This window comes from Agromyces albus (genome assembly GCF_004134825.1).
In the GTDB taxonomy this organism is placed as follows: Bacteria; Actinomycetota; Actinomycetes; order Actinomycetales; family Microbacteriaceae; genus Agromyces; species Agromyces albus.
On the sequence record NZ_SDPN01000006.1, the window covers coordinates 15,175 to 41,346 of the forward strand.

Sequence of the window (26,172 nt, forward strand, 5' to 3'; positions counted from 1 at the left end):
CATTAATATCGGGGTCCATGCCTGAACGACGCGTCCGCGCACGACGAGCACTCGCAGCGCTCGCAGTACTGGCGAGCCTGCTGCTCGCGGGCTGCTTCCCTGGCGACACGGACGAACTCGTGCCGCCTGTCGACGGTCCTCGAGCGGGCCGCCTGGCCGACTACAGCTTCGGCCACACCGCGACGGTTGCGAAGCAGTTCGCCGACGCACCGCTCGACGCCGTGCAGCGTCTCCCGTTCACGCTCGCCGCCGACGCGACGAGTTTCCGCGTCCACATCCGCAACTGGAACTACCTCACCGATGAGCCCGTGCCGGGCGCACTCGAGATCACCGGGGTCTGGATGGGTCCGCAGGGCGACGATCCCGGGAGCTCCGCCTACGCGGAGAAGCCCGCCTACCTGGCTGAAGGCGGCACCATCACCGACGGCGCCACCTACACGAGTCCCTGGATCTCCGCGAGCGATGTCCCGCTCGACGCCGCGACGCCGATGCTGCTCTCGGTTGGGCTCCGTGCCGACACCGGCATCCCCCTCGCCGTGACGGGGGGAGTCTCGTGGCTCGACCTCCTCGGCGCCTCGAAGCTCGGCGGCGCCGAGGACGCACTCGGCACGTGGAATCCGAGCGCCTCACTCCTCGACATCTGGATCGAGCACACGGTCGCCCCTGAGACGCCGGTGCTCTTCTCGATCGGGCACTCGCTCAATGCCCCCGGCAATGTCGACCCCGTTGCCAGCCCCCACGAGGGCGAGATCACGTCGTGGCCCCAGCAGTGGGCCCGGGCGGTGGGTGGCGTGGCCTCCACCCTCGCGGTATCCGGGGCGTGGACCACGAGCTTCGGCCCGCAGTCGCCGAAATGGATGACGTACGGCAACGCGGATCCCGATTACGTGAGCATCTGGAGCAGCTCGAGTGATCTCGCATCCGGTCGCTCGCTCGTCGACGTACAGGCCTCGATGAAGGTGCTCGTCGACCGGGCTCGGAAGATGTGGCCCGAGGCGCGGATCATCGGGTTCACGGAGCCGCCACGTTCGAACAGCGCCGACGTCGACGTGTCGCGCACCGCGTACAACGTGTGGATGCGCACGAAGCCGCTCGGCATCGATGCGGTGGTCGACGCCGACGCCGCCCTGACCGATCGCGCCAACCCGCTCGCGCTCGAGGCGGGCATGACCGCCGATGGCGCCCACTTCAACGCCGCCGGCCACGAGCTGATGGCGAAGCTGTTCACCGAGGCGGTCGACGCCCTCGAAGGCACCGGCACCGGAGCGAGCGGCGTGGGCGCGGCCACCGTCACACCGTGACGGACTCCTTCTCCTTCGCCTTGCCACGGTCGCGCACGCCGCCGCGCCTGCGCGCCGCCAGCAGTTGGGCCGGCCGCTCGATCAGCCAGTACGTCACCGTCGAGATCGCGACGCTCAGCACGGTCACCACGGCGAAGCTCTGCAGCGCCCCGAGCGGCGTGTCGGTGCCGTACCAGCCGAGCCGGATGACGGTGAGCAGCACCGGGTAGTGCCACAGGTAGGTACTGAGCGAGATGAGTCCTACATAGTGCAACGGTGCCACGTCGAGCGTCGATGCGGCGACCGGCACCTTGTCCTTCGCGGTCGGCAGGAGGAGCGTGAGGAACAGCCCGGCGGATGCCACGGCCACCGCCGTGCTGATGAACCTCGGCAGCACGAAGAGGGCGATGCCGGCGAACAGGATCGCGAAGACCATCACGAGCACCGCCACTGTGCGCAGCCGCAGCCTGCCGACGTGCGTGAGCACGCCCTTCTTCGCCGCGATGAAGACGACGACCGCCACCATGCCCGCACCGAAGTTGTCGGACCAGACGAAGAAGCTGCGGGAGAAGACGCCGAGCCAGTTGGGGCCCCACTCGGCTTCGAGGAGCGTCAGGTCGGAGAGGGCGAAGGCCACCCAGCCGAGCACGCGCATGAGGATGCCGAACCCGAAGAGCACGAGACCCGGCATGGCCGCGACGAGGTACCGGTTGCGGCCGCCGCGGGCTGCGGCGCGGGCGGCGAGCAGCGCGATGAGCGGCAGCACGGCGTAGAACGTGATCTCCACCGTGAGGGTCCACGACGAGTTGACGCCCGTCTGCAGCTCGCTCGGCACGTAGTTCTGCATGAGCGTGAGGTGGAGCAGCACCTCGAACGGGTTCGTGATCGTGCCGGTGCCGTCATCGGTGTATGGGACCATCGTCTCCATCGCGTTCCCGAGGAACAGGCCGGAGAGCAGGTAGTTCGCGATGAGGAAGATGGCGATGTAGGCCGGGTAGACCCGGAACGCACGGGCGAGGTAGTAGCCGCGTAGCGACGGAGCGTCGCGGCCGTCGATGATGCGCGTGGCGAACGGCAGGTAGATGAGGAAGCCCGAGAGGGCGAAGAAGATCACGATCACCTGCCCGGCGAGATCGAGATGGGTCTGCGCCATCACGACGGGTGCGACCGCGCCGAGCGTGTGCACCATGATGACGGAGAGCGCGAGCACCCCGCGCATGCCATCGAGGCCGATCAGGCGGCTGCGAGGTGCGATTCGCGGTGCACCGGACACCGCCGTCTCAGTGGTGCCGGTCATGTCAGAACCTCCCGGGTTCGTCGGATGCTGCGCGGCAGCTCTTCCCGCTCGGTGACGGGGATCGCCGCCGGGCGGGCCAGGTAGTTGTCGGTGGTCGGCAGATTCGCGAGGAAGAAGGCGAAGAGCGCCGCCACCGAGGGAATGGTGATCACCGGGAAGTCGAGTTGCAGCGCGACGAGCGTGAACCCGATGAATCCGGCGCCGATGAAGCCGTGACGGGCCTCGGATCGCCGGAGCCCCCGATAGGAGAGCACGAGGCCGTAGATGAGCACGGCGCAGAAGAACAGGCCGACGATGATGCCGCCCCGGTAGACGGAGAGCAGCGGCGCATTCGCCACGTGGTTCACCGCCATGCCCACGGAACCGTCGCGGAACTCGATTCGCCCCCAGCCGAGCCCGAACAGCCAGTTGCCGTCCATGTGCTTGGGGTAGTCGCGAAGGGCGTCGGCACGTGCCGAGGATCCGACGTCGTTCGAGCCGAAGGATCCGAGGATGCGTTCCTGGATCGCCGGGATCGCGAGCAGCACCGCACCGGCGATCGCGGCGAAGCCGAACATGCGCAGCTTGCCGCCGAACCGCATGTTCTGCACGGCCAGGAAGACGAGGAACGCGACCGCGATCGAGAGCAGTGCCGACCGGCTCAGCGTGAGGGTCATCGCGAGCAGCACGATTCCCGTGTACACGACCTGCCAGAGCCCGCGGAACAGCGCAAGTGCGAGCAGCACGCCGACGAAGAGGAAGAGCCCCCCGGCGTTCGGGTCGACGTAGGTGCCGGTCAACCGCACGGTCATCTCGCCCTCGCCGACGACGTACCGGAGGTTGGTGCCGCCGGCCGTGCCGTAGCCGAGGAACGAGAGCAGGGAGAGCATGTTCCCGGCACGATCGAACAACAGCATCGCCAGTGCGAACAGGCTCGCGGCGACTGCTCCGAAGACGTACCAGCGGCCGACGATATCGAGCGCGTCGGGTTGGAGCCGGAGCAGCGCGAAGAGGGTCGAGGTGGCGATGAGCCACTTGGAGAACTCGGTGAGGTCGTAGCTCGTCGAGAACGTCACGGCGAGCGACAGCATGGAGGTCACGACGAGGCCGAGCACCCACCACTCCATGCTCGTGAACGGGCGCGAGCGACCCGACGGGAGCTGGAGCACCGCGGTCGCCCCGATGCTCACGCCGAGCAGCAGCACGAGCGGGAGCGGCGACGACGGCAGCACCCCGAACGGCACGAACGCGAGGCTGAAGGCGTACACGCAATAGATCCACAGCGGTCGGCGGAGGGCGACCCAGATGCCGAGCGGGAACCCCATCGCGAGCAGCGCGATGATGCGGGGCCCGGGCGCGGCATCGCTCGCGAGGAACGCCGCGACGAGCGGCGTCATCACGGCGATGATCCAGATGACGATTCTCACGGCGCCAGCCAATCGCCCACGCGGGCGTGCGGCACCTTGCGGTCCCATCGGTCCTGGTTCAGGTCGTAGAGCCGGTCGCCCTCCGCCGCGGCGGCAGCGCGATCGACCAGGAAGCGGCGGCACTGCTCCACGAAGGCCTCGCGGCCGTCGCTCGTGTCGATGCCGAAGATCGGCGCGTGCGAGCCCAGCGCGGCGCTCGTTCCGACGACCGGAAGACCGCGGCTCGCCGCCTCGAGGAGCTTCACGCGCACGCCCCCACCCGTGAGCACGGGCGCGATCAACGCGCGGCAGGAGTTGAGCACGCTCTCGAGGTCGTCGGCGAAGCCGAGATCCGTCATCCCGTCGGGCAGGGGCACCGGCGTATATCCGGCGGCCTGCTTGCCGACGACGACGAGCTCGGCACCGGGAATCCCGCGGGCGATGTCGGGCCACCACTGCACCAGCTGCTCGAAGGCCTCCTGGTTCGGCGGCCAGGTGCGATCTCCGAGGAAGACGAGCCGAGTGCCGGATGCCGCGATCGGCGCCTTCCGGGCCGGCGGCAGCGTGATGTCGAGCCAGTGCACCCGGCCGACCCCGCCGCGCCGGTAGAAGTCGACTTCCTCGCGATCGTAGGTGCCCACGGATCGGGCGGATCGGGCGGTGCGCAACTCGTCGGCGGCGATGCGCGGCGCTTCGATCCGCCCGCCGAGTCCGCGGTTCGCCCGGAACACGATCGACTCGGAGTTCACCGTGTTCAGCGCGAGCGGCGTCACTCCTCGGTGGCGCGTTCGGAGGAACGACTCGACCATGTAGTTGTGCTCGGCCACGAACAGGTCGGGCTGCCGACGGTCGATCTCCTCGCGCAACGCGGCGACGTCGAATCTCGAGTGCACGACGCTCCGCCGATCGCGCAGGCTCCGCAGCATGAGCTTCGGCACCGACACGGGCGGCTTGGTCACACGGGTCACGGTCGGATCGGGCGACGGCTCCCCTGCACGCGAGAGGCAGATCGACTCGACCGTGAGCGAGGCGCGGGCGAGCTCCATCACGAGGCGGGCGAGCGCGATGTCGCCGCCGTGGTCGATCGTCGGGTCTTTCGCGAGCAGGAAGGTGGCGACTCTCACAGCGGGCCCCCTTCGACGATCGGCGGGATGATGGGCGTCGACTCGCCGGGCTTCTCCGCGCGCATCCGGCTCCGCTCCGGCGACCAGGAGTAGACGACACGGAAATACCAGATGACGAGCACGAGCTCCGCGGCGATGCTCGCGAACGCGGCACCGAGCGCGTCGAGCCCGAGGAGCACGAGGAGCGTGAGCAGCCCGAGCTTCACCGCTCCGGCGATCCATCCGGCAGCGACCCGATGACCGTCGCGGTGCTGCACGTAGAGGATCGTCGTGAGCACGAGCGAGATCGAGCGCAGCACGACGAAGAAACTCATGGCCACGAGGACCGCTCCGACGTTCTCCTCGTTTCCGAGCGCCATCGCCACGAGCCCGACGGCGAGCACCGCTCCCCCGAGGAGCAGCGAGATCGCGACCGTGATCGCGGGCTTCGGGCCCACGCCGGGGTTCCCGTCGGCGCTGCGGAGTCGCTCATGATAGGTGTGCACGAACATCTGCGCGAACGCGGATGCCGCGAGCGAGACCACCGATGCGAGGGAATACGCTCCGGCGACCTCATCGTTCGTGAGGATGCCGAGCAGCAGCACATCGCCCTGCAGGTAGAGGGCGAGCGCCATCGCATCGAACCAGAGCAAGAGCATCTCACGCCATGATCCGGGCACCGCAGCACGGCTGCCCCGGGCCTTCAGGATCGCCATGACGAGGACGACGAGGTAGGGAATGCTGTACAGCGCAACGGTGATCTCGAGCCGCGGATCGGGCACGGTGAACAGGTAGGCGGCCGCGATCGCGACGGATGCCGCCTGCCGGATCGCGTCGTACCGCATGACGATGTTCGGATGCCCGTCGCGAAGGAACGAGCTCTTCACGCTGTTGAAGAGGATCTCGCCGCCCGCCACGATGAAGGCGAAGCCGACGATGAAGCTCGGCAGGAACAGCGCGCACCCCACGATGAGCAGCGCTGCGCCCACCCAGACGCGCGTGGCACGTTCTGAACGGAACGTCTCGTCGCTCACGCGAAGCGAGCGCACGAGGAAGATGTTGTCGAGCGGGGCGGCGATCATGGCCGAGATCGCGTAGGCGATGGCATAGGCGCCGTAGTCGCCGAGACCGAGCGAGAAGATCAGGAACGCGGTCCACAGCAGTCCCATGACCCGCCCGCCGAGCACCCAGCCCGAGGCGACGCCCGCCTTGATCAGGTTCGGGCTGAAGAGTCGAGTGAGAATCATCCTGCCCTCCAGATCTCGAGGTAGTCGTCGATGACGCGTTCCGCCGAGTGCTCCGCGCGGAGGCGATCGGCCTCGCCCTGAAGCCGGCTCAAGCGAGCTGTGTCGTTGAGGAGCTCGTTCGCCGCATCCGCGAGCTCGGCCGCGCCGCCGTCGACGACCACTGCCCCGCCGTCCTCCGCCAGCTCGCGGAGTGCGCCGTGGCCGCGGCAGAGCACGGGAGTGCGGTACGCCATCGCACGACTCACGGTGCTCGCCGCGGGGAAGGCCTCGCGACCGTAGATGTGACGTGGGTTGTAGGGCACGAGCAGCACCCTGATGGAGTTGAAGAAGGCGTCTTCATCTTCATCGAGCACTTCGCCGAGGATCTCGACACCCTCGAGCGGCGGCAACTCCTCGGTGCCGCGCCCCGCGATGCGGATCGTGATCTGCGGATCGAGGTGTTCACGCAAGTCGGCGAGCACGTCGAACCCCTTGCCGCGGTAGACGTAGCCGAACAGACCGATCGCCATGGGCCGATCGTTCACCGGATCGAGGTCGGGGCGCTTCGGAACGAACAGGGACGACGACGCGATCGTCGATCCCTTCATCACGCGGGCGAGTTCACGTGCGCCGGTCCGGCTCAGCGCAATGAGGGTTCGTCCTCGATTGACCCTCGCTTCGAGCCGGGCCATCGGCCGACGAAGCGTGTAGTGGATCCCGTGACCGAGGACTCGGATGCGTGCAGCGATGCGGGTGCGGAACGGCCACCACACGGTGAGGGGCGGATCGTGCACCGTCGACGTGACCTGCACGTCGCGAAGTCCGAACGGACCCCAGAACGGCAGGAGGGCCCCGCCGCTCTGTTCGGTGTGCACGATCGTGTGCCGATCGGAGTCGCGCACGATCCGGTGCACCTCACGACACTGCCGGACCAGTTGCCAGAGGGTCGCCCATCCCGGCCCACGGTGCCGGAGCTCGACGGTCTCACCGAAGTACGGCCGCACCGCATCGATGAACTCGTCGGCATAGTCGCCGACACCGCTCTCCCCTGCCCGGGGAGCGATGTAGACGAGTCGAGCCTGGCTGAGGTCGATCACGTCAGAAGAACGGGGGCTTGTAGGTCGGGCGGTAGGCGAGGGCCGATTCGCGTTGTCCGCGCACCTTCGCCGGAACGCCGGCGACGATCTCCATGTCGGCGACGTCGTCGCGCACGAGCGACGTGGCACCGACGACGGCGCCCCGCCCGATGGTCACATCGGGCAGCACCGTCGCACGGCTCGCGATCCACGCATGGTCGCCGATGGCGATCGGCAGCAGCGTGTACTCGAAGGTGTCGGAGTCGGGGAAGTGGGTCCCGGTGATGAAGTGCACGTCGCTGGCGATCACGACGCTGTTGCCGATCGTCAGCCCGCCTCGGGCATCGAGCAGGCAGCGGAAGCTGATCACCGTGGCCTCTCCGATGCGGAGCTTGTCGATGCCGAGCACGGTCGTGCCGCGGAAGACCGAGGTGTCCTTGCCGATCTTGGCACCCCATAGGCGCAGCACGCCGAGGCGCAGCCAGTGTCCTGGCATGTAGGTGATGAAGAAGTTGTAGAAGACGACGCCCAATCGGTCCCAGACTCGTTTCACGATCGATGCCCCTTTCGCTGTTTCGGTGGATGCTGCACGTTCGGCGGGCGCTGCGAGCTCGGTCATCAGAAGAGCTTCGGCCGGTACACGGGTCGGTAGGTGAGGGCCGAGCGGCGCACGGCCACGGGCTTCGCCGGAATGCCGGCGGCGATCTGCATCGGCTCGACGGACTTGCGCACGAGCGAGCAGGCGCCCACGACGGCACCTCGGCCGATGGTGACGTTCTCGAGCACGGTCGCCCGGCTCGCGATCCAGACGTAGTCCTCGACGACGGTCGGCTCGAGCACGTAGCCGAAGTCATCGGAGTTCGGCAGGTGGTGGCCGGCGATGAAGTGCACGTCGCTCGCTATCACGACGTTGTCTCCGATCGAGAGGCCGCCGCGACCGTCGAGCAGGCAACGGAATCCGATGACGGATGCCTCGCCGATGCGGATCCCGTCGATGCCGAGCACCGTCGTTCCGCGGAAGATCGCCGATTCGGGGCCGATCTGCGCACCCCACAGGCGGAGCACTGCCTGTCGCACACGGTGCGACGGAAAGTGCGTGAAGAAGTGGTTGAAGAACACGACCCCTGCGTGCTCCCAGACCTTGCGGATCATACGGATACCCTTTCCCTGCGGCTCCGCCGCTTCGTTCGCATCGAATCCGCGATGCTCCCGCCGATCTCCTCCATGGCATCGACCCCGACTGACGGCTGGTCGTTGACGAGGATTCCGACGAGCGTTCCAGTCGGTTCGAGGGCGTCGATCGCCGCCGTCAGGTGCGCTCGACGAAGGTGGCCTGCGCGTGCCACGAGCACGGTCGAGCCGACGACGCTCGCGAGCGCTGTCGCATCGGCGCTCGCGCTCGCCGAACCGCCGTCGATGACCACGTCGTCGAATCGATCGCAGAGCGCGTCGATGACCGCTCGCATGCGGCTGGAGCCCAGGACATCACGGGAGTTCGGGGGGATCCTGCCGGCGGTCATGACGAAGAGTTCGGGCACCTCGTCCCACGACTGGACCGCATCGTGGTAACTCGCGTCTCCGATGAGCACCTCGGTGAGGCCGGGTGCCTGTGGCATGCCGAGCAGATCGAGGATCTCGGGGCTTCGCATCTGGGCGTCGATGAGGAGGACGCGGCGTCCGAGTTGCGCGATCGAGAGCGCGAGGTTCACGGCGGCGGTCGTCGTGCCCTGGTCGGCTCGCGCGCCGACCACGAGCACGCTGCGGTTGCGCGCCTCGAAACCGAAGAACTGCAGGTTCGTGCGCAGGCTCCGGAACTGCTTCGCGATGCGGCTGTCATCGTCGTCGAGCGCAATCGTCATGAGGTCGGCCTTGCGGTCGCGGGAGATCGTGCCGATGACTCGCAGCGACGTGACGATCTGTACGTCGCGCAGTCCGCGCACCCGGGCATCGAAGCTGTGCCGGAGCAGCATCACCCCGAGTCCCATGATGAATCCGACGACCGAACCCACCGATACGGACGGTATGAGGTGCGGGTAGGCGGCGGCCATGGGAACGTCGGGGTTCTCGACGACGGTGACCCGCAGCGCACTGCCCTCGGCGGTCATCTCCGATTCGAGCTGCAGCTCGATCACCTGCACGAGCTCGCGTGCGACCGCGCTCGCGATCGCTGGCGCCTCGGTGTTGAACCGGCTCGCGGCGACGATCTCGATGAGCAGGCTGTCGGGCACCGGCGTCGCGGTCACGCTCGAGGCGAGCTCCTCGACGCTCGCATCGAGATCGAGTTCGAGCGCGACGGGGCGAAGCACGGCCGGCGAGCTCACGACCTCGGCGTAGGACTGGAGACGCTGGCGCGCGTAGATCGTCAGCGCGAGGCTGTCGAGCGGCGTGTCGGCTTCGGTCGCGGTGATGAACACCCGCGCGGTCGCCTCGAACCGCGGCGTCGCGAGCAACGCGGTCGAGAGCCCGCCGAGGAGCCCGAGCCCGGTGAACATGACCAGCACGGGCCAGCCGCGTCCGAGCACGGCGATGACTCCGCGGAGGGCGAGTCTCATTGCATGACCATCGGCGCCATCGCGGCCACGGCGTTGTGGAGCGCTTGCTGGAATCGCACCTCCGAGAAGCGGTCGGTCGCCGCGATGATCGACTCGCGGTTCCAGTCGGTCACCTCGAGGCGATCGAGGGCGTCGCGGATCGCGCCCGGTGTGGGCTCCTCGAAGAAGACGCCGGTGGTGCCCTCGACGACGGTGTCGAGGAATCCGCCCCACCGGAGCACAGCGCTCGGCTTTCCGAATGCCGCGCCCTCGATGGGCGTGAGTCCGAAGTCCTCGTAGCTCGCGGCGATGACCGCACGGCAGCGGCGGTAGAGCCAGTGCAGCTGGCCGTCGCTCAGGTCTTTGAGCATCGTGACGTTCCGCGGCAGCCGGTGCGCGAGTCGTGCCTCTTCGGGGCCGGAGCCGACGATCACGAGGCGACGCTCGGGCGTCTCGGACACGGCCTCGATGATGCGGTCGACGTTCTTGTACGGCAGCAGTCGCGAGATGCAGAGGTAGAAGTCCTCGCCGACCCCGAGCACGGGCTCTTCGTCGCGCATCGTGTCGATCGAGTGGGGCGCGGCGAGCACCGACGCGGTGATGCCATAGGCATCGAGGATCCGGTCCTGCACCGCCGACGAGATCGCCAGGTAGCGAGCAGCGGATGCCGCGGCCCGACGGTCCCAGGCGCGAAGCGCCGGCCCGACCGCCGCGAGGATCGCCCGCTTCACACCGCCGCTTTCGCCGAGGTAGACGTCGCTCTGGTAGAGCCAGCGGGCGGGCGAATAGCAGTACACGATCTTCTGGCCGCGGGTACGGAATCCGTGCGCCCAGCCACTGCTGCTCGTGAGCACGATGTCGGCGTCGATCGTGATGGAGTTCGACACGAACGGAAGCGCGAGCAGCGCACCCCGGTGATTGCGCCGGAGGGGCGCGACGACATTCAGCGCGGATGGCCGAACGTCGAGCGACGCGAACTCGGGGAACGTGGTCTCGGGTTCGTACAGGGTGGTGTAGATCGGCGCGTCGGGGAATGCCCGCGCCATCGCGAGCACCACCTTCTCGGCGCCACCTCGTTGCGTGAGGTAGTCGTGAGCGATCGCCACTCGGGTGCGGCTCTCCATCATCTCGGTCTCCCGTTTCTCCAACCCCCCATATGCCACCTACTTCTCCACGTACTCGTAGCCGTAGGCGCCGTACGAATCCGGACCTCGGGTCGGCAGCATGTTCACCACCAGGCCCAGCACCTTGGCATCGATGTTCTCGAGTCCCCCCAAGGCGTGTGCTAGCTGGGTCGTACGTGTGAGGCCGACGGCGCAGACCACGAGGGCGCCGTCGGTGACCTTGCTGAGCACGGCGGCGTCGGTCACCGGCAGCAGCGGCGGTGCGTCGATGATGATCTGCTCGAACTCGCCGCGGAGCGTCTCGAGGAGCTCCGCCATCGAATCCGACCCGAGCAGCTCGCTCGGGTTCGGCGGCCGCGACCCCGCCGGAAGCACGAAGAGACGCCCCTCCTCACCCCAGGGCTGGAGCGTCTCGGTGAGCGTGGCACGGCCTACGAGCACGTCGCTGAGTCCCACGCCGCCCTCGAGGGCCATGTACTCGGCGACCTTCGGGCGCCGCAGGTCGGCGTCGATGAGCAGCGTCGACTTGCCGGCATCCGCGAGCGCGATCGCGAGGTTCGCCGCGATGGTCGACTTGCCCTCTGATGCGAGCGACGAGGTCACGACGAGCGTTCGGCTCTTGGCGCCGAAATCGATGAACTGCAGGCTCGTTCGGAGCGACCGGAATGCCTCTGCGCGGGGACTGCGCGGCCCCGCGTGCACGGTGAGGGGCTCTTTCGCGGCGGTCGGATCGAAGAGGAAGCCCGCGAGCACGGGATGCTTGGTGGTGGCGGCGACATCGCGCTCGCTGTGCACCCGGGTGTCGAGCGCCTGGCGCGCGAAGGCGAATGCGAGGCCGGCGATGAGCCCGAGCACCCCGCCGACGACGAGGAAGAGGGGAATCGACGGCGACGTCGGGCTCTGCGGCTCCGTCGCTCGCTTGACCACCGTGAGGTTCACGAGCGAGCTGTCATCGCCGACCTGCTCCTCGAGGTCACCGATGACGACCTCGCGCAAGTGGTGCGCCACCGAGTTGCTGATCTCCGCGGCCTCCTCAGCGGACTCGTTGGAGGCGACGACCTCGATGAGCACCGTGTCGGGAATGACCCGCGCGCTGATCTTGCCGGCGAGGGTCTCGGCGCTCATGTCCAGGTTGAGTTCCTTGATGACACGATCGAGTACCAAGGGGTCGGTCGTCACTTCGACGTACGACTGCATCCGCGCTTGGGTGTAGCTCGACCCCTGGAATGCCTCGACCGCGGAGCCGACGGACTGCGTTGAGACGAAGATGCGGGTCGTGGCCTGGTAGATCGGGGTGGCGGTGAATGCGAACATCGCCGCGACCGCGAGCCCCAGCGCCGTCAATATGACGACACTCAGCCAACGTCGTCGCAATGTGTCGACGAAATCCCGCAACTCCACGGATCGTACCCCTTCCGCCCATGAGGCAGCTCTTGTCTCACCGACGGCAACATCGGCACGAACAGGCGCCCTCCCCACAGCGGTTGCTGCGGTCGCCTTCGATCACCGTCTTCAGCGATCTACGAACGGCCGCCCAGACCGAGCGGCCGCTCCGTGTATGACTCGTAAGTGTATCCGTACTGAGGGGTGTCAGCGACGCGCGAGTTCGGTCAACGCGTTCACGATGTCATCGACCGACTTCGAGATCGTGTCGGCCACCGCTGCGTAGACATCGGCCTTGCGGCGGTACGGATCGGTGATATCAAAGGCCTTGGCGTCGGACGGCGGCGGAACCATTCCGCGCCGGCGACTTGCGCGCGTGCTCGTCAGGCGAAGGAATGTCGCGACATCAGGTGCCTCGAATTGGGGGGTCGACGCGTCGACGGGCAGCGCCCGGAACGAGTCGACGATGCGAGCGTATTCCACGAGGGTGAACGCCTTCGTGACGAGTCTCGGCGCGAGCTTCACCGCGGCCCTGCGGTGCTCCCGCGTCATGCCGATCACGAGATCGACGTCGTCGAGCAGCTCGGCGGTCAGCGCCCTGGTGGTGTGCGGCACGATCGGGGCGCCGAGTCGCTGCAACTGCTCGGCGACCTCGGACGGCTGCTCGAGCGCGGCATCGATCGCGGTGCCGGCACTGCGCACGACAAAGGGCTTCGACCCGGCCCAGAGTGCGTCGACTCCTGCGGTGCCCTTGGGCCACGACGAGCGGATCGAGCGCTCGAGACGATCGGCGAACAGGGTCTCGGCCATCGGCGAACGGCAGATGTTGCCGGTGCACACGAAGAGCACGACGAACGGCGCGATACCAACGCTTGAGTAGGGTTCGGATCGGTCGACCCGATCTGCGAGGTGCTGCGAGGACATGGGTTACACAATAGGCCACGCGCGACCCCACGTTCGCGGGTGATTCTCGCGGCGACATCCCCGATCGATGCGGAGATTTTCCTCCGCCTCGGGCTGCACCGCGGCAGTGACTAGGAAGCTTGCGCACGCACACTGCATACTGTCCGTACGATCAAACACCCTCACGTCAACGCCGACAGGGTCACGGGGAATCACCAACCACAGCAATCGGGGAGCGATGGCAGGCGAACGCAAGGCACTTCTGACGGGAATCACGGGGCAAGACGGCGGCCACCTCGCCGAGCTGCTCCACGAAGAGGGGTACGAGGTCTTCGGCCTCATCCGCGGGCAGAACAACCCGCGACGTGAGACGATCTCGCGTGAGCTGCCCTACGTGCGGCTCATCGAGGGCGACCTCACCGATCCCACCTCCATCGTGCGGGCCGTCGAGGCGTCACAGCCCGACGAGCTCTACAACCTCGCGGCGATCAGCCACGTCGGCTACTCGTTCAAGAACCCGACGCTCACCGCCTCCGTCACCGGCCTCGGCGTGCTCAACGTGCTCGAAGCGGTGCGCGTCGCCGGCCTCGCCGATACCACGAAGGTCTACCAGGCGTCGACCTCCGAGATGTTCGGCGGCCTCGACTACAACCGCCCCGGCGCAGGCTACAACGAAGACTCGCTCTTCCACCCGCGCAGCCCCTACGGCGTCGCGAAGCTCTACGGCCACTGGATCGCGAAGAACTATCGCGAGAGCTACGGCATGTTCGTCTCGTGCGGCATCCTCTTCAACCACGAGGGCGAGCGACGTGGCCTCGAGTTCGTCACCCGAAAGATCACCGACGCCGTCGCGCGCATCAGCCTCGGGCTCCAGGAGACGATCGAACTCGGCGACCTCTGGCCGAAACGCGACTGGGGCTATGCCGGCGACTTCGTACGCGGCATGTGGCTGATGCTCCAGCACGATGTTCCCGACGACTTCGTGCTCGCGACCGGCGAGACGCATTCGATCGAGGAGTTCCTCACCCTCGCCTTCGCCGAGATCGGCATCGACGACTGGCGGCCGTACGTCGTGCAGAACCCCGAGTTCATGCGGCCCGCCGAGGTCGACATCCTGCTCGGTGACCCCACCAAGGCAGAGCGAGAGCTCGGATGGACGCGCGAGGTCGACTTCCCGGGCCTCGTCTCCCGCATGGTGGCGCACGATCTCAGCATGCAATCGTCTGCCGTTCGGGTATGACGAGGTCGAACTCAGGTAGCCCCAAGCGCAGGATCACGATCACCGGAGCCGACGGCTTCGTGGGCCGGCACCTGGCGCGCGCCGCGACCGCGGCCGGCCACCACGTCATCGGCATCGGCCACCGGCCGCTCGCCGATCCCACGCTCGGCGGTTCGCTCGACGAATCGTTCGTGGCCGATCTCCGCGAGGGATGGCCTGACGACGCGCTCGGCGACGTCGTCGTGCACCTCGCCGGCCGGGCCGCAGTGGGGCCGTCGTTCGACGATCCGCAAGGGTACATCTGCGACAACAGCGCGATGGTGACGAGTCTCGGCGAGGCCATCCTGAAGCGGCCGCGCGAGGAATGGCCCCGAGTCGTGCTCGCGAGCACCGGCGCGGTCTACGACGCGGCCGGCGAAGCGACGCCGCGCACGGAGCAGTCACCGATCAGGCACGCGTCGCCGTATGTCGTCAGCAAGCTCCTCGTCGAGAGCCAACTGCTCTACTATCGCGAACGCGGCATGGATTGCGTGATCGTGCGCCCGTTCAACCACATCGGGCCCGGCCAGGCGGGCGGCTTCCTCGTGCCCGACCTCACGGCGGCACTCGCCGCCCTGCCGGCCGACGAACCGCTCCTCGTCGGAGATCTCGACACGCAACGCGACTACACCGACGTGCGCGACGTCGTCGACGCCTACCTGCTGCTCGCGACGGCTCCGACGACCTCCGAGGTCATCTACAACGTCGCGTCGGGTCGTTCGCGTGCCGGCGTCGAGTTGCTCGGCTACATCTGCGAGGCGCTCGGACGCCCCGTGCCCGAGCTCGAGATCGATCAGCGCCGCATCCGCGCCACCGATGCCCGAGTCATCGTGGGGTCGGCCGACCGGCTCCGCGACGAGTTCGGCTGGGAGCCCAGCATCCCGATCCGCCGATCGGTCGAGGAGTTCGTCGCGTCACGAGGCTGAGCGAGCGGATGCGCCGGTCGGGATCATCCGCACGGGGCATCTTGCATCGTCACGGTCATCGGGTTGATCATCGGCGTGCTGCGCACGAGGGTCGGCCCGTACTCCCCCGGCACGCCGGCGAAGGCCGCTCGCACGACGCCCGTCTGCCCGCGAACGAGGTCGACCTGGTACTTCACCGCGGGCCGGCCGAGATCGTCGACGATCGGTCCCGTCGCGGTGGCGGTTCCCGCCTCAAGCACGGCCGCATCGATGACGGAGCCCCCGACCGGACCGTAGGCGAACACCTCGGTGCGGTAGAAGTCGTACAGCTCTCCCACCACGAACACGGGAAGCTCGATGCCCGGCGGGAAGTCGAACCAGATCCTGGTCTCGACGGTGTAGGTGGGCGCGTCGGCGTCGCACGTGTTCGTGGTCACGACGGTGTCGGCGTGGAGGTAGAAGTCGACCTTCGACGACGAGCGGTCGCGGAAGTACACGCCGAGCACCGTCTCGGAGTCGTTCGTGGTCGGCAGGGTGCCCTGCAGCCGCGTTCCGGCGGTGAGCGCATTCGTATCCGGATCGGAGCTCCACACCATCAGGCTGCCGTTCTCGGCCGCGCGGGCGAGCGCTTCGGCCATGGCCCAGAGGTCGTAGTCGGCGGCCAGCACCCGCGTGAAGACCGCGTTCGCGGCCCTCTGGAAGAAATCGTCGGCCTCGGTCCGGCCGTCGTAGAGGAAGTACGCCTGGTTCAGCAACAGGCTCACCGCATTGTCGGAATCGAGCACCTCTCCTGACGAGATCGTCACGGGTCCGGTCACCTCGAGCATCATCGCGAGCGCGATCGGGTCGAGCGAGATGACACCGTCGGGCTGGATGCCGCGGATCCGCTGCCACTGCGCGCCGAGGATCTTCGCTGCCGTCGGGAGATCGGGCCGACTGAACGCCCCGTTGATGTGGGCCGTCAGGATCTCGTTGTAGAGCAGATGCGCGCTCTCGTCGACCAGGACGTCGGCCGGCACGCCCTGGGGGAAGTCGTAGCTCGTCACGTGCTCGACGACCGTGACGGTTCCATTGTCGACGGTCAGCAGTGTCTGCGCGGCCGGCCCGCCACCGAGCGCCGCCAGTTCCGCGTTGTTGAGGAATGCCAGGACGATGGTGGCCGGTCCGTCGACGCCGAGCAGGGCGCTCAGTGCTGCGACCCCCGACCCCGCCTGGTCGAGCAGTTCCGCCATTTCACCGAGCATGGACTCGTACTGTGCAACAGCCTCGCCGACGGGTACCAGCGTGAGATCGGTGTTCACGCCGGCAAGCGCCGTCGAGGCATCCGACACGTTCCGCGTCGCCGCCTCGAGGATGTCGCGTGCGGCTGAGATCGGTGCGGTGTCGAACGCACCGGTGGCAGGGTCGCGGGTGAGCGTGAACGAGCTCACGAACTCGACTGCGGGCGACACGACCTGGCGTGAGAACCCGTCGACGCTCTCGGCGACGATGCGCACTGCGCGGAGGTTCTCGCCGAGCGCCGGCACGAACTCGCCGGCGCGCCACAGCGGACTCTCGGTGCGCGCGACGGCACGGGCGGTGGCATTCTCGAGTTCGTCGCTGAGCTGGGGCAGGCTCTCGATGTCACGTTGAGCCGTGGCGACCTGGATCCGGGCGGCGCTGGCCTGCGCATCCTCGAGATCGTCTCGCACGGCGGATGCCTCGAAGGCGATCACGGCGCCGCAGGCCACCAGCCCGAGAAGCACAGCGCCGATCGAGGTCGGCACCCAGAAGCGTGCGGTGCGGAACCATGGACGTCGGGTACGGCAGCGGTTCATGCGCTCTCGCGCTCACTCTAGCCCCGGCACCGGACGAGCATCCTACGGAGTGAGGGGCTTGCGTATCAGCCCACCGACGTGCGTGACGTCGTCGACGCCTACCGACTGGCCTGACGAGCGCGGGTGGGGATCACCCGCACGGGGCATCCTGCATCGTGATGCGCATCGGGTTGATCATCGGCGTGCTGCGCACGATGGTGGGCCCGTACTCCCCCGGCACGCCGGCGAAGGTCGATCGCACGACGCCCGTCTGCCCGCGCACGAGGTCGACCTGGTACTTCACCGCGGGCCGGCCGAGATCGTCGACGATCGGTCCCGTCGCGGTGGCGGTTCCCGCCTCAAGCACGGTCGCATCGACGACGGAGCCCCCGACCGGACCGTAGGCGAACACCTCGGTGCGGTAGAAGTCGAAGAACTCGCCCTCGACGAAGTCGGGGAGCTCGATGCCCGGCGGGAAGTCGAACCAGATCCTGGTCTCGACGGTGTACGTCGGTGCCTTGGCGTCGCACGAGTTCGTGGTCACGACGGTGTCGGCGTGGAGATAGAAGTCGACCTTCGACGACGAACGGTCGCGGAAGTACACGCCGAGCACTGTCTCGGGGTCGTTCGTCTTCGGCAGGGTGCCCTGCAGCCGTGTTCCGGTCGTGAACGCCTCGATCTTGGGGTCGGCGCTCCACACCATGAGGCTGCCGTAGTCGGCTGCGTGCATGAGCGCGTCGGCCATCGCCCAGACGTCGTAGTCGGCGGCCATCACCCGATCGAAGACCGCAGAGGTGGCTCGCTCGAAGAAGTCGTCGGCCTCGGTGTGGCCGTCATAGCGCAGATACGACTCGTTCAGCAGCATGCTGACCGCGTTGCTCGAGTCGAGCACCTCTCCTGACGAGACCGTCACCGGTCCGGTCGCCTGGAGCATCATCGCGAGCGCGATCGGGTCGATCGAGATGACGCCGTCGAGCTGGATGCCGCGGATCCGCTGCCACTGCGCATCGAGGATCTTCGCCGCCGTCGGGAGATCGGGCCGGCTGAAGGAGGCGTTGATGTTCGACGTCAGGATCTCGTCGTACAACTGGCGCGCGCTCTCGTCGACCTCGACCGGGGCCGGTGTGCCCACGGCGAAGTCCCAGCTCGACACCTGTTCGACGACCTGGACGCGCCCGCTATCGACCGTCAGCAGCAGTTGCGCGGCCGGCCCTCCGCCGAGGGGGGCCAGTTCCGCGTTGTTGAGGAACGCGAGGACGATGGTTGCCGGCCCGTCGACTCCAAGCAGCGTGCTGAGCGCGGTGATGCCCGCCTCCGACTGGTCGAGTATTCGCCCCATGTCGCCGAGCACGCCGGCGTACTCGTCGACCGCCTCGCCGACGGGCTGCAGGGTGAGATCGGTGTTCACGCCGTCGAGCTCGGCAGCGGCATCCGACACATTCTGCTTCGCTGCGGCGAGGATGTCTCGTGCCGCGGAGACCGGCGACGTGTCGAACGCGCCGGTGGCAGGGTCGCGAGTGAGCGTGAACGAGCTCGCGAGCTCGATCGCCGGCGACACGAGCTCGCGTGACAGGCCGTCGACGCTCTCGGCGACGAACCTCACTCCACGCAGGTTCTCGCCGAGCACGGGAACGAACTCGCCGGCGCGCCACAGCGGGCTCTCGGTGCGCTCGGCGGCACGGGTGGCCGAGTCGGCGAGATCGTCGCCGAGTTCGGGCAGGCTGGCCATGTCGCGTTGCGCAGCGGCCACCTGCAGCTGCGCCACGGTCGCCCGCGCGTGCTCGATGTCTCCACGAACGGAGTACGCCTCGAAGGCGAGCACGGACCCGAAGACGACGAATGCGAGGAGTGTCGCACCGAGAGCGGTCGGTACCCAGAAGCGTGCGGTGCGGAAGCGCGATGGACGTGGTGTGGGGCGGCGGCGGCTCATACTCCCCTTACCCTAACCCGCTACGCCGCCTCAGCCTCGACGAGTTCGTCGATGACGTCGACGGTGGCCTCCCACCCTTCGACCGCGATGCAGGCGACTCCGAGCGCCTTGACCGGGTAGTCGTTGCCTGCCGGGTCGAGCCGGTCGCCGATGAAGAGCATGTCGGAGAGCGGCATCCCCGTGGCTTCGGCGAGCTTTCGCATGCCGTACGCCTTGTCGACACCGCGTCGTGTGATGTCGATCGAGGTCGAGCCGCCCGAGCGCACCTCGAGGTCGGGAAGGTCGAGCGCCACGGCGTCACGGAGCGCCGACTTCTTCTCGCCGCTCGGGTCCCAAGCCGCCTTCGCGACGACGGGCGCCGCCTGGCCGAGGGCCGAGAACGTCACTTGCGATCCTCGGTCCTCGAGAACGGGACCCCAGGTCTGCATCTCCCAGTACCCGAGTGCCCGTGCATGGCCCTCGACCGAGGTGAGCGCCCTGCTCTTCTCGTCGTCGGTCAGCGTCTCGGCGTACTGCTCGCGCCACTCACCGCCCACGAATCGCAGGTACTGCGTGCCGCACGTCGGCATGAGGTGAAGGCGCTCGAAGCGAGCGGATGCCCCGTCGCCGAGCCGATCGAGCACTTGGGCACTGAACTGCCCGAAGTGGCCACCCGAGATGATGCACACGTCGACGACGTCGAGCAATCTGGTGAGGGCGTCGACCATGGCGGGTTCGAGCGGTGACTTCGACGGTGCGAGGGTGTCGTCGAGGTCGAAGGCGATGAGGCGAGGGCTCACGGGTCTCCATTCAATCTTGGGAGGCTGGCGGGTTGGTCGGTGGCGGGCGAAGCGTCGGGGCTGCTCAGCCGATCGGTCGGGGCTCGGCTCCGCCCGCTCGCCCAGCGCAGCAGGCGCTCGAGCGGGCCCCGCCCGAGGTAGCGACGCCACAGCCACGCGAACACCATCGAACCGACGATGAGCGCGATGAGGAGCGGCCACGAGTCGTCGGTGACGACGCCGTCTTCGACGTGCTTCGCCAGCCCGATGATGACGAGGTGGATCGTGTAGATGCTGAGCGGCATCGACCCCATTGCGGTGATCGGCGACAACAGCGTGCCGGCCACGCGCCGCACCGCGGGCCTGGCGAGGGCCGTGAGCGTGAGCATCGCCGCGACGGTGAGCACTCCCACGCCGACGTTGCCGAGCGTCTCGAGCGAGGCGCGCAAGGGCACCGACCACGCCATGTCGGCCACCATCTCGGGCGCGGGCAGCAGTCTCGAGATCGGCAGGAACACGGATGCCGCCGCGGTGCCGGCGAGCGCGGTGACGCCGATCACTCGAGCCGACGTGAGGTCGTAGCGGGCGAGCGCGAGGCCGATGAGCATGACGGAGACCCACACGATCACGGGGTAGGCGCCACCGACCGCCCAGTCGGCGAGGAACTTCAGCGGCGTCTGGCGCACCGCGTTCACGAATTCGCTGTGTGCGCCGATCGAGGCGACGGCCGGGGTCACAGCGAGCAGCGCGATGCCCGCGCCGAGCGTGACGTGCCGCGAGACGAAGATGAGGGGCAGCATCACGAGGAAGGCGACGCCGTAGACGTCGAGGATGATGAACACGAGCGGGTTCAGCGTCGACCAGATGAGCATGCCGAGCGCGATGAGGATGACGGCGCGCACGGCGATCTGCCGCCGCAGTTCGCCGCGCTCTTCCGAAATGGGTCGCATGCCGCCCGACATGAATCCGAGCCCGATGCCAGCCGTGAGGGCGAAGAGCAGCCGCGGGCGTTCATCGGCGAGGGCGAGGAACTCCGCGGCGGGGAGCGCCTCGACGGCGGGCGCCACATGCGCGATGAACATGCCGATGAGCGCGAGGCCGCGGGCCGCGTCGACACCGTCGATGCGCCGGGGCATTCGTGCCGCCGCCACGAGGTTGGACGCGTCAGCCCTCATGCAGCCACTCTCGCATGGCAGCGGGCAATTGCGGCCGCATGCACAAACGCTTGGGCGCGCGGTGCCGCGTCCTCGCGTGAGATCCCGCGCATGACCATCTTCATCTGAATGCCGCCCCGCTACGGTCGCCCGAGCCCCTGATATGCCCACCCGGCTGCACGCCAGGCGGCGGGATCGAGCACGTTCCGCCCGTCGATGATCGATGTGCTCGACACCAGCTGTGCGGTCGCCACCGGGTCGAGCGAGCGGTACTCGCTCCACTCGGTCACGAGCACGACGAGTTCGGCCTCGCGCAATGCATCCTCGGTCGAGGTCACGTATTCGAGCTGCGGGTGCCGCACCCGAGCGTTTTCGATGCCCTGGGGATCAGTCGCCACAACGTGGGCGCCGAGGCCCTTCAGCTGCACTGCCACATCGAGGGCGGGCGAGTCTCGTACGTCATCGGAATCGGGCTTGAACGAGACGCCGAGCACGGCGACCTTCCGCTCATTGACGGACCCGCCGAGCGCCTCGATCGCAAGATCGACGACCCGCTGGCGACGTCGCAGGTTGATTGCGTCGATCTCCCGGAGGAAGCCCACGGACTCACCGCGGCCCAACTCCTCGGCGCGAGCCGCGAACGCGCGGATGTCCTTGGGAAGGCATCCGCCGCCGAAGCCGACTCCGGCGTTGAGGAAGCGACGCCCGATGCGCGCATCGTGCCCGATCGCGTCGGCCAGTTGCGTGACATCCGCCCCTGTGACCTCTGCGATCTCGGCCATCGCGTTGATGAAGCTGATCTTCGTCGCGAGGAATGCGTTGGCGGCTACCTTGACGAGCTCGGCGGTGGCGTAGTCGGTGACGATGCGAGGCGTGCCGGCCTCGATCGCTGCGTGATACACCCGGTCGAGAACGGATGCCGCATGATCATCGCCGACGCCGTAGACGAGCCGGTCGGGTTCGATCGTGTCTTTCACCGCGAATCCCTCCCGTAGGAACTCGGGGTTCCAGGCGAGGGTGGCGTGTGGGGCGGCGTCCGCGATCCTCGCGGCGAGGCGCGCGGCGGTGCCGACGGGCACGGTGCTCTTGCCCACGACGAGCGCACCTTCGGCGAGATGCGGTATCAGTGCCTCGAAGGCGGCATCGACGAACCGCAGGTCGGCCGCGTTCGTGTCGGGCGATTGGGGCGTGCCGACGGCGACGAAGTGCACGTCGGCGTCGGCGGCGTCCGCCATGTCTGTGCTGAAACGCAGCCGTCCCGACGCCGTCGCCGAGGTGAGGATCTCGGGAAGGCCGGGTTCGAAGAACGGCGGCCTGCCTGAGGCGAGCTCGCCGATCTTGTGTTCATCGACGTCGATGCCGATGACGTCGTGCCCGAGTTCGGCCATCGCCGACGCGTGCACGGCGCCGAGATACCCGCAACCGATGACTGAAATGCGCATAGCGCTCCCCCCGGATTGTTTCTGACCGACGCGATTCATCCCCCGCGCAGACAGACCGAAGGCCCGGATCCATTGTGCGGTCCGGGCCTTCGATCGTCTTCATGTGCGAGTCGTGCTGCACCTGAATTCAGTGCATCCGAGCCTCGCGGGCGCTGCCCTGGTTACGCCGAAGCGCGGTTGCGGCGAACGGTCGTGAGCACGGCGACGAGTGCGCCACCGAGGATGACTGCTCCGACGCCGCCCCAAAGCAGGGCGATCGGGAAGTCGTAGCCGGTGCTCGGGAGGCCACCCGTGCTGCTCGAGTCTGCGGGAACGACGGTGAGCGTTGCGGTTGCGACCGCTTGGCCTGCCGTGACGGTGATGGTGTAGGTGCCTGCTTGCGTGGACATAGCCGTGTACGTGACGGCGCCCGAGGCACTGGTCGGCTTGGAAGCCGTCGACGCCTTCAGCACGCTGAGTGTGACTGCGTCGTCGGCCGTGGCCGTCGAGGGCGTGTTCGGCGGAAGATCGGAGAAGGTCAGCGAGACCGTCTCACCGACGTCCACCGTGACGACCCCCGGGCCATCTCCGGTGTAGCCTGCCTCCCCCGCGTTGGCGACGGTCGGTATTGCAAAGACTGCTGCCAGCGCGAGCAGCGCGGCAGCGACAAGCTTGCGTGTCATATTCTCCCCCTAGATAAACGGTGCTGTTGCGCGTCCCCCGGCGCACGAACGCCGGGGTCTGCACCTCGGCGTACGACCTACCATAGAGCAGATTCACAGGAAACGGGAAGCCCGTCGATTTCCGTTGCGTAAACTAATGGCGTCGAACGTACGTCGATCGTGCGATCTCCGGGTGCTCCGGCGAGGAATCCGAACTCGTACGTCGCTCGCTCGCCGGGAGCGAGTCGAGTCTCGATCTTGCTGAGGGTGTACCCGTGGTCGGATGTCGGGTGATACCCGACCGGAGCGCCGTCCTGTGCGACGCCGAGGTTGTAGCTGCCCGGTGTGCCGTAGACGAGCACCGAAGTCGCGATCACTCCCGGAGGGGTGCCGTAGGTGCCGAGTCCCCTGACATATCGGGGAAGCGAGGTCGCGGCATCCGCCGGCGCGGTGTTCTCGAGCGTCACCGAGATCAGGTAATTCTGGCGGCCGTCTTCGCGGCAGGTGACGGCGCCGGCCTCGATCTTGACGTCGAGGTACGGGCCCATCTTCGCGCCCGTCGCGTCGTTCAGGTAGACGCCGAACGACTGCTCCTCGTCGGTGCTCACCGGGAGTCCGCCGGCCAGGGAAGTGCCGTCGAGAACGGCTTGCTCTGCGGCATCCGCGTTCCAGATGAGAATCCGGTGCTCCTCACCGGACTTGATGAACGCGTCAATCAGCTTTCGGGCGTCGACGTTGTCCCCCGAAATGCCGCCGACAACGCTCGCGGCGGCCGCGGCGAAGAAGGCGTCCTGATCGGCGGTGTTCTCGTAGCGCTCGTAGACGTCGCGGAGCAGCAACTGCACGGCGTTCTCGCTCGTGAGCGTGTCACCGGTAGGAAGGGTGATCGGCCCGGTCGCCTCCAGCAGGTGACTGAGCACGACAGGGTCGAGCGCAACGACGCTGTCGACCTCGTCGCCGAACCTCTGCTTCCACATCTCACGGGCGAGGGATGCGGTGAGCGGGAACTGCGGCGTGAAGTTCACGTCTTGGATGTACGACGCCGTGTTGTCGCCATACAGGGCACGCGTCTCTAACGGGAGATCCGCAACCGGCGGTTCGAACTTGGGGAAGTCCTGCGAGTTCGCTTGCTTCGTGAGCGCGAATGCCCCTTGATCGGTGTGCACGAGCGCGAGTGCACCCGTGATGCCGCCGGTGGAGCGCAGCTCGGCGTTGTTCTGGAAGAGCAGCAGGGTGTCGCGAGGGCCATCGGCCCCGAGCATGATCGGTACCAGGCGGACCGCCCGGTCGAGCGCGCCCACTGTCGCATTCGCCTCGGCGAGCACGTCGGTCAGCTCGTCGCGCGCGTCGGCGAGGGGACCGATGAGATCGGCGGATGCCACCGACTCGTCCTGCATCATCGCCAGCGCATGAGAGAGGGCGACGGATGCCTCGCCCAGTGGCTCCTGGACGTCGAGCAAGGGCCGCAGGTCGACCTGCCCGCCCGTGGGCTTGAACGATGCGAGGTCGATTGCGCCCGCGGCATCCGCAAGCGGCTTCACGCCGCCCTTCGCCACGAGTTGGACTGATGCGGCCATCACGCGCGTGCTTTCGAGGTTCGGGCCGACCCAGGGGATCACCTCGCCGGCGCGCCAAACCGGATCGCTCGTGAGCGCCGCCGCCGATTCCGCTCGACGTGCGAGCTGCTCCGCAGTGGCTGCTGCCGCATCCGAGTCGCCGGCAACAACCTGCTTCTGCACTGCTTTTGCGAGGGGAAGCGCGGCCTCGAGCTCTTGCTTGGCGAGCAAGCCCCGCACTCCGATCCAGGCGACAGTTGTGAGGAGCACGAGCACAAGGCCGCCGATGATCCACCACACCCGGCGGCGTCGGTTCCGTGCACGGCGACGTTGGCGAGAGGGCGGCAGGTCGATGGTCACCCGAGCCACCTTACGGCGCCGAGATCTCACCGCAGACGACGATCCACGTCATCGGTCGCCCCTCACGGCATCGGCTCGGCCCGGCAGTTTCAGGGCTAGCGCCTGGATCCAGGGTTCGAGTTCGGGCCCCAGATCATCACGCGTGAGCGCCAGCTGCACGATTGCCTTGATGTAGTCGAGTCGATCCCCGGTGTCGTAGCGGCGACCCGAGAACACGACGCCGTACACACCGCCGGCGATCGCATCGTCGGCTGCCAATACCTGCAAGGCATCGGTGAGCTGGATCTCGCCGCCTTTGCCGGGCGGTGTGGTCTCGAGTACATCGAAGATCTCCGGTCGCAGCACGTAGCGCCCGATGATGGCCAGGTTCGACGGCGCATCGGCAACCGACGGCTTCTCGACCAAGCCCGTGACCTTCACGACGTGTGGGTCATCGGTTGACTCGACAGCGGCACATCCGTACAGGTGAATGGACTCCGCTTCGACCTCCATGAGCGCGATAACAGTCGCCCCGCGCGTCTCGCTCTGCTCGATCATCGTCGTGAGCAGTTCGTCGCGCTCGTCGATTAGATCATCACCCAGCAGTACCGCGAATGATTCCCCGCCGACATGTTTGCGCGCGCGCAGCACCGCATGCCCGAGTCCCTTCGGGTCACCCTGACGTACGAAGTGGATGTCGGCGAGCGCGTTAGGGTGGTTCACCCGCTGGAGCCTCGCGTGGTCACCCTTCTGGGCCAGCGCCATCTCGAGCTCGGTGACGCGATCGAAGTGATTCGCCAGCGCATTCTTGTTGCGCCCGATGATCATGAGAATGTCGTCAAGCCCCGACGCCACGGCTTCCTCAACCACATACTGTATCGCCGGCTTGTCGACAACCGGCAGCATCTCCTTCGGCATAGCCTTCGTCGCCGGCAGGAAGCGGGTGCCGAGTCCCGCCGCCGGAATGACAGCTTTGGTGATGATGATTGATCCCCCCAGATCTCTTCGATTGTCGAAATACAGAACTCGCACAATTCTGCGTTACGGATGATGAACCCGGGCTCTTTCGACCCTCTGGCGCGAGG

At 67.6% G+C, this 26,172-nt stretch carries 22 protein-coding genes; 3 read left to right on the forward strand and 19 right to left on the reverse strand.

The window, feature by feature from the left end; genetic code table 11:
• Positions 1-17: 17 nt before the first annotated feature.
• Positions 18-1,301, forward strand: coding sequence for an SGNH/GDSL hydrolase family protein (locus ESP51_RS04770; protein ID WP_129519754.1), 1,284 nt, complete (start codon positions 18-20; stop codon positions 1,299-1,301).
• On the opposite strand, the gene ESP51_RS04775 is transcribed toward ESP51_RS04770, so the two are convergent.
• From ESP51_RS04775 to ESP51_RS04825, 11 genes are all read right to left on the reverse strand, one after another.
• A complete protein-coding gene (locus tag ESP51_RS04775; protein WP_129519755.1) occupies positions 1,291-2,577 on the reverse strand; it encodes an acyltransferase family protein in 1,287 nt (428 codons plus the stop codon). The genes ESP51_RS04770 and ESP51_RS04775 overlap by 11 nt on opposite strands.
• A complete protein-coding gene (locus ESP51_RS04780) occupies positions 2,574-3,983 on the reverse strand; it encodes an O-antigen ligase family protein (RefSeq protein ID WP_129519756.1) in 1,410 nt (469 codons plus the stop codon). The genes ESP51_RS04775 and ESP51_RS04780 overlap by 4 nt, the downstream gene beginning before the upstream one ends.
• Positions 3,980-5,086 (reverse strand): glycosyltransferase, encoded by a 1,107-nt coding sequence (locus ESP51_RS04785; RefSeq protein ID WP_129519757.1) that lies wholly within the window; start codon positions 5,084-5,086, stop codon positions 3,980-3,982. Before ESP51_RS04785 ends, ESP51_RS04780 begins: the two co-directional genes overlap by 4 nt.
• On the reverse strand, positions 5,083-6,312 hold the full coding sequence (locus ESP51_RS04790) for a polysaccharide biosynthesis protein (RefSeq protein WP_129519758.1): 1,230 nt from the start codon (positions 6,310-6,312) through the stop codon (positions 5,083-5,085). Before ESP51_RS04790 ends, ESP51_RS04785 begins: the two co-directional genes overlap by 4 nt.
• Positions 6,309-7,388 carry a glycosyltransferase family 4 protein gene (locus tag ESP51_RS04795; RefSeq protein WP_206737212.1) on the reverse strand — a complete coding sequence of 360 codons (1,080 nt, stop codon included), beginning with the start codon at positions 7,386-7,388 and terminating at the stop codon, positions 6,309-6,311. The genes ESP51_RS04790 and ESP51_RS04795 overlap by 4 nt, the downstream gene beginning before the upstream one ends.
• A gap of 1 nt (position 7,389) precedes the next feature.
• Positions 7,390-7,986: an acyltransferase gene (locus ESP51_RS04800; RefSeq protein WP_129519759.1), complete on the reverse strand. Its 597-nt coding sequence runs from the start codon at positions 7,984-7,986 to the stop codon at positions 7,390-7,392.
• Positions 7,986-8,519 carry an acyltransferase gene (locus ESP51_RS04805; protein WP_129519760.1) on the reverse strand — a complete coding sequence of 178 codons (534 nt, stop codon included), beginning with the start codon at positions 8,517-8,519 and terminating at the stop codon, positions 7,986-7,988. The genes ESP51_RS04800 and ESP51_RS04805 overlap by 1 nt, the downstream gene beginning before the upstream one ends.
• Positions 8,516-9,919, reverse strand: a complete 1,404-nt coding sequence (locus ESP51_RS04810; RefSeq protein WP_129519761.1) for a tyrosine-protein kinase domain-containing protein — start codon at positions 9,917-9,919, stop codon at positions 8,516-8,518. Before ESP51_RS04810 ends, ESP51_RS04805 begins: the two co-directional genes overlap by 4 nt.
• Positions 9,916-11,022: a glycosyltransferase gene (locus ESP51_RS04815; RefSeq protein ID WP_129519762.1), complete on the reverse strand. Its 1,107-nt coding sequence runs from the start codon at positions 11,020-11,022 to the stop codon at positions 9,916-9,918. The genes ESP51_RS04810 and ESP51_RS04815 overlap by 4 nt, the downstream gene beginning before the upstream one ends.
• A gap of 39 nt (positions 11,023-11,061) precedes the next feature.
• Positions 11,062-12,423 carry a tyrosine-protein kinase domain-containing protein gene (locus ESP51_RS04820; protein ID WP_129519763.1) on the reverse strand — a complete coding sequence of 454 codons (1,362 nt, stop codon included), beginning with the start codon at positions 12,421-12,423 and terminating at the stop codon, positions 11,062-11,064.
• Positions 12,424-12,612: 189 nt separating this feature from the next.
• A complete protein-coding gene (locus ESP51_RS04825; RefSeq protein ID WP_129519764.1) occupies positions 12,613-13,329 on the reverse strand; it encodes an arsenate reductase/protein-tyrosine-phosphatase family protein in 717 nt (238 codons plus the stop codon).
• A gap of 217 nt (positions 13,330-13,546) precedes the next feature.
• Here ESP51_RS04825 and ESP51_RS04830 point away from each other — a divergent pair, with 217 nt between their 5' ends.
• Together ESP51_RS04830 and ESP51_RS04835 are read left to right on the forward strand one after the other, a co-directional pair.
• A complete protein-coding gene (locus ESP51_RS04830; protein WP_129519765.1) occupies positions 13,547-14,548 on the forward strand; it encodes a GDP-mannose 4,6-dehydratase in 1,002 nt (333 codons plus the stop codon).
• The gene (locus ESP51_RS04835) at positions 14,545-15,492 is read left to right on the forward strand and encodes an NAD-dependent epimerase/dehydratase family protein (RefSeq protein WP_164990404.1); all 948 of its coding nucleotides are present in this window, start codon (positions 14,545-14,547) and stop codon (positions 15,490-15,492) included. The genes ESP51_RS04830 and ESP51_RS04835 overlap by 4 nt, the downstream gene beginning before the upstream one ends.
• A 23-nt stretch (positions 15,493-15,515) precedes the next feature.
• Here ESP51_RS04835 and ESP51_RS04840 read toward each other — a convergent pair whose 3' ends face one another.
• The 8 genes from ESP51_RS04840 to galU all read right to left on the reverse strand — a co-directional run bounded on the left by ESP51_RS04840 (position 15,516) and on the right by galU (position 26,110).
• On the reverse strand, positions 15,516-17,288 hold the full coding sequence (locus ESP51_RS04840; RefSeq protein ID WP_129519767.1) for a DUF4012 domain-containing protein: 1,773 nt from the start codon (positions 17,286-17,288) through the stop codon (positions 15,516-15,518).
• 130 nt (positions 17,289-17,418) lie between these two features.
• On the reverse strand, positions 17,419-19,197 hold the full coding sequence (locus ESP51_RS04845) for a DUF4012 domain-containing protein (protein WP_129519768.1): 1,779 nt from the start codon (positions 19,195-19,197) through the stop codon (positions 17,419-17,421).
• Between the two features lie 20 nt (positions 19,198-19,217).
• On the reverse strand, positions 19,218-19,976 hold the full coding sequence (locus tag ESP51_RS04850; protein ID WP_129519769.1) for an HAD-IIB family hydrolase: 759 nt from the start codon (positions 19,974-19,976) through the stop codon (positions 19,218-19,220).
• Positions 19,973-21,130 carry a heparan-alpha-glucosaminide N-acetyltransferase domain-containing protein gene (locus ESP51_RS04855; protein WP_129519770.1) on the reverse strand — a complete coding sequence of 386 codons (1,158 nt, stop codon included), beginning with the start codon at positions 21,128-21,130 and terminating at the stop codon, positions 19,973-19,975. Before ESP51_RS04855 ends, ESP51_RS04850 begins: the two co-directional genes overlap by 4 nt.
• 119 nt (positions 21,131-21,249) lie before the next feature.
• Positions 21,250-22,551, reverse strand: coding sequence for a UDP-glucose dehydrogenase family protein (locus ESP51_RS04860; RefSeq protein WP_129519771.1), 1,302 nt, complete (start codon positions 22,549-22,551; stop codon positions 21,250-21,252).
• Between the two features lie 161 nt (positions 22,552-22,712).
• Positions 22,713-23,213: a hypothetical protein gene (locus ESP51_RS04865; protein ID WP_129519772.1), complete on the reverse strand. Its 501-nt coding sequence runs from the start codon at positions 23,211-23,213 to the stop codon at positions 22,713-22,715.
• 77 nt (positions 23,214-23,290) lie between these two features.
• Positions 23,291-25,108, reverse strand: a complete 1,818-nt coding sequence (locus ESP51_RS04870) for a DUF4012 domain-containing protein (RefSeq protein WP_129519773.1) — start codon at positions 25,106-25,108, stop codon at positions 23,291-23,293.
• A gap of 48 nt (positions 25,109-25,156) precedes the next feature.
• Entirely contained in the window at positions 25,157-26,110 is a 954-nt protein-coding gene (gene galU / locus ESP51_RS04875) for a UTP--glucose-1-phosphate uridylyltransferase GalU (protein ID WP_241842992.1), read from the reverse strand.
• Positions 26,111-26,172: the final 62 nt, after the last annotated feature.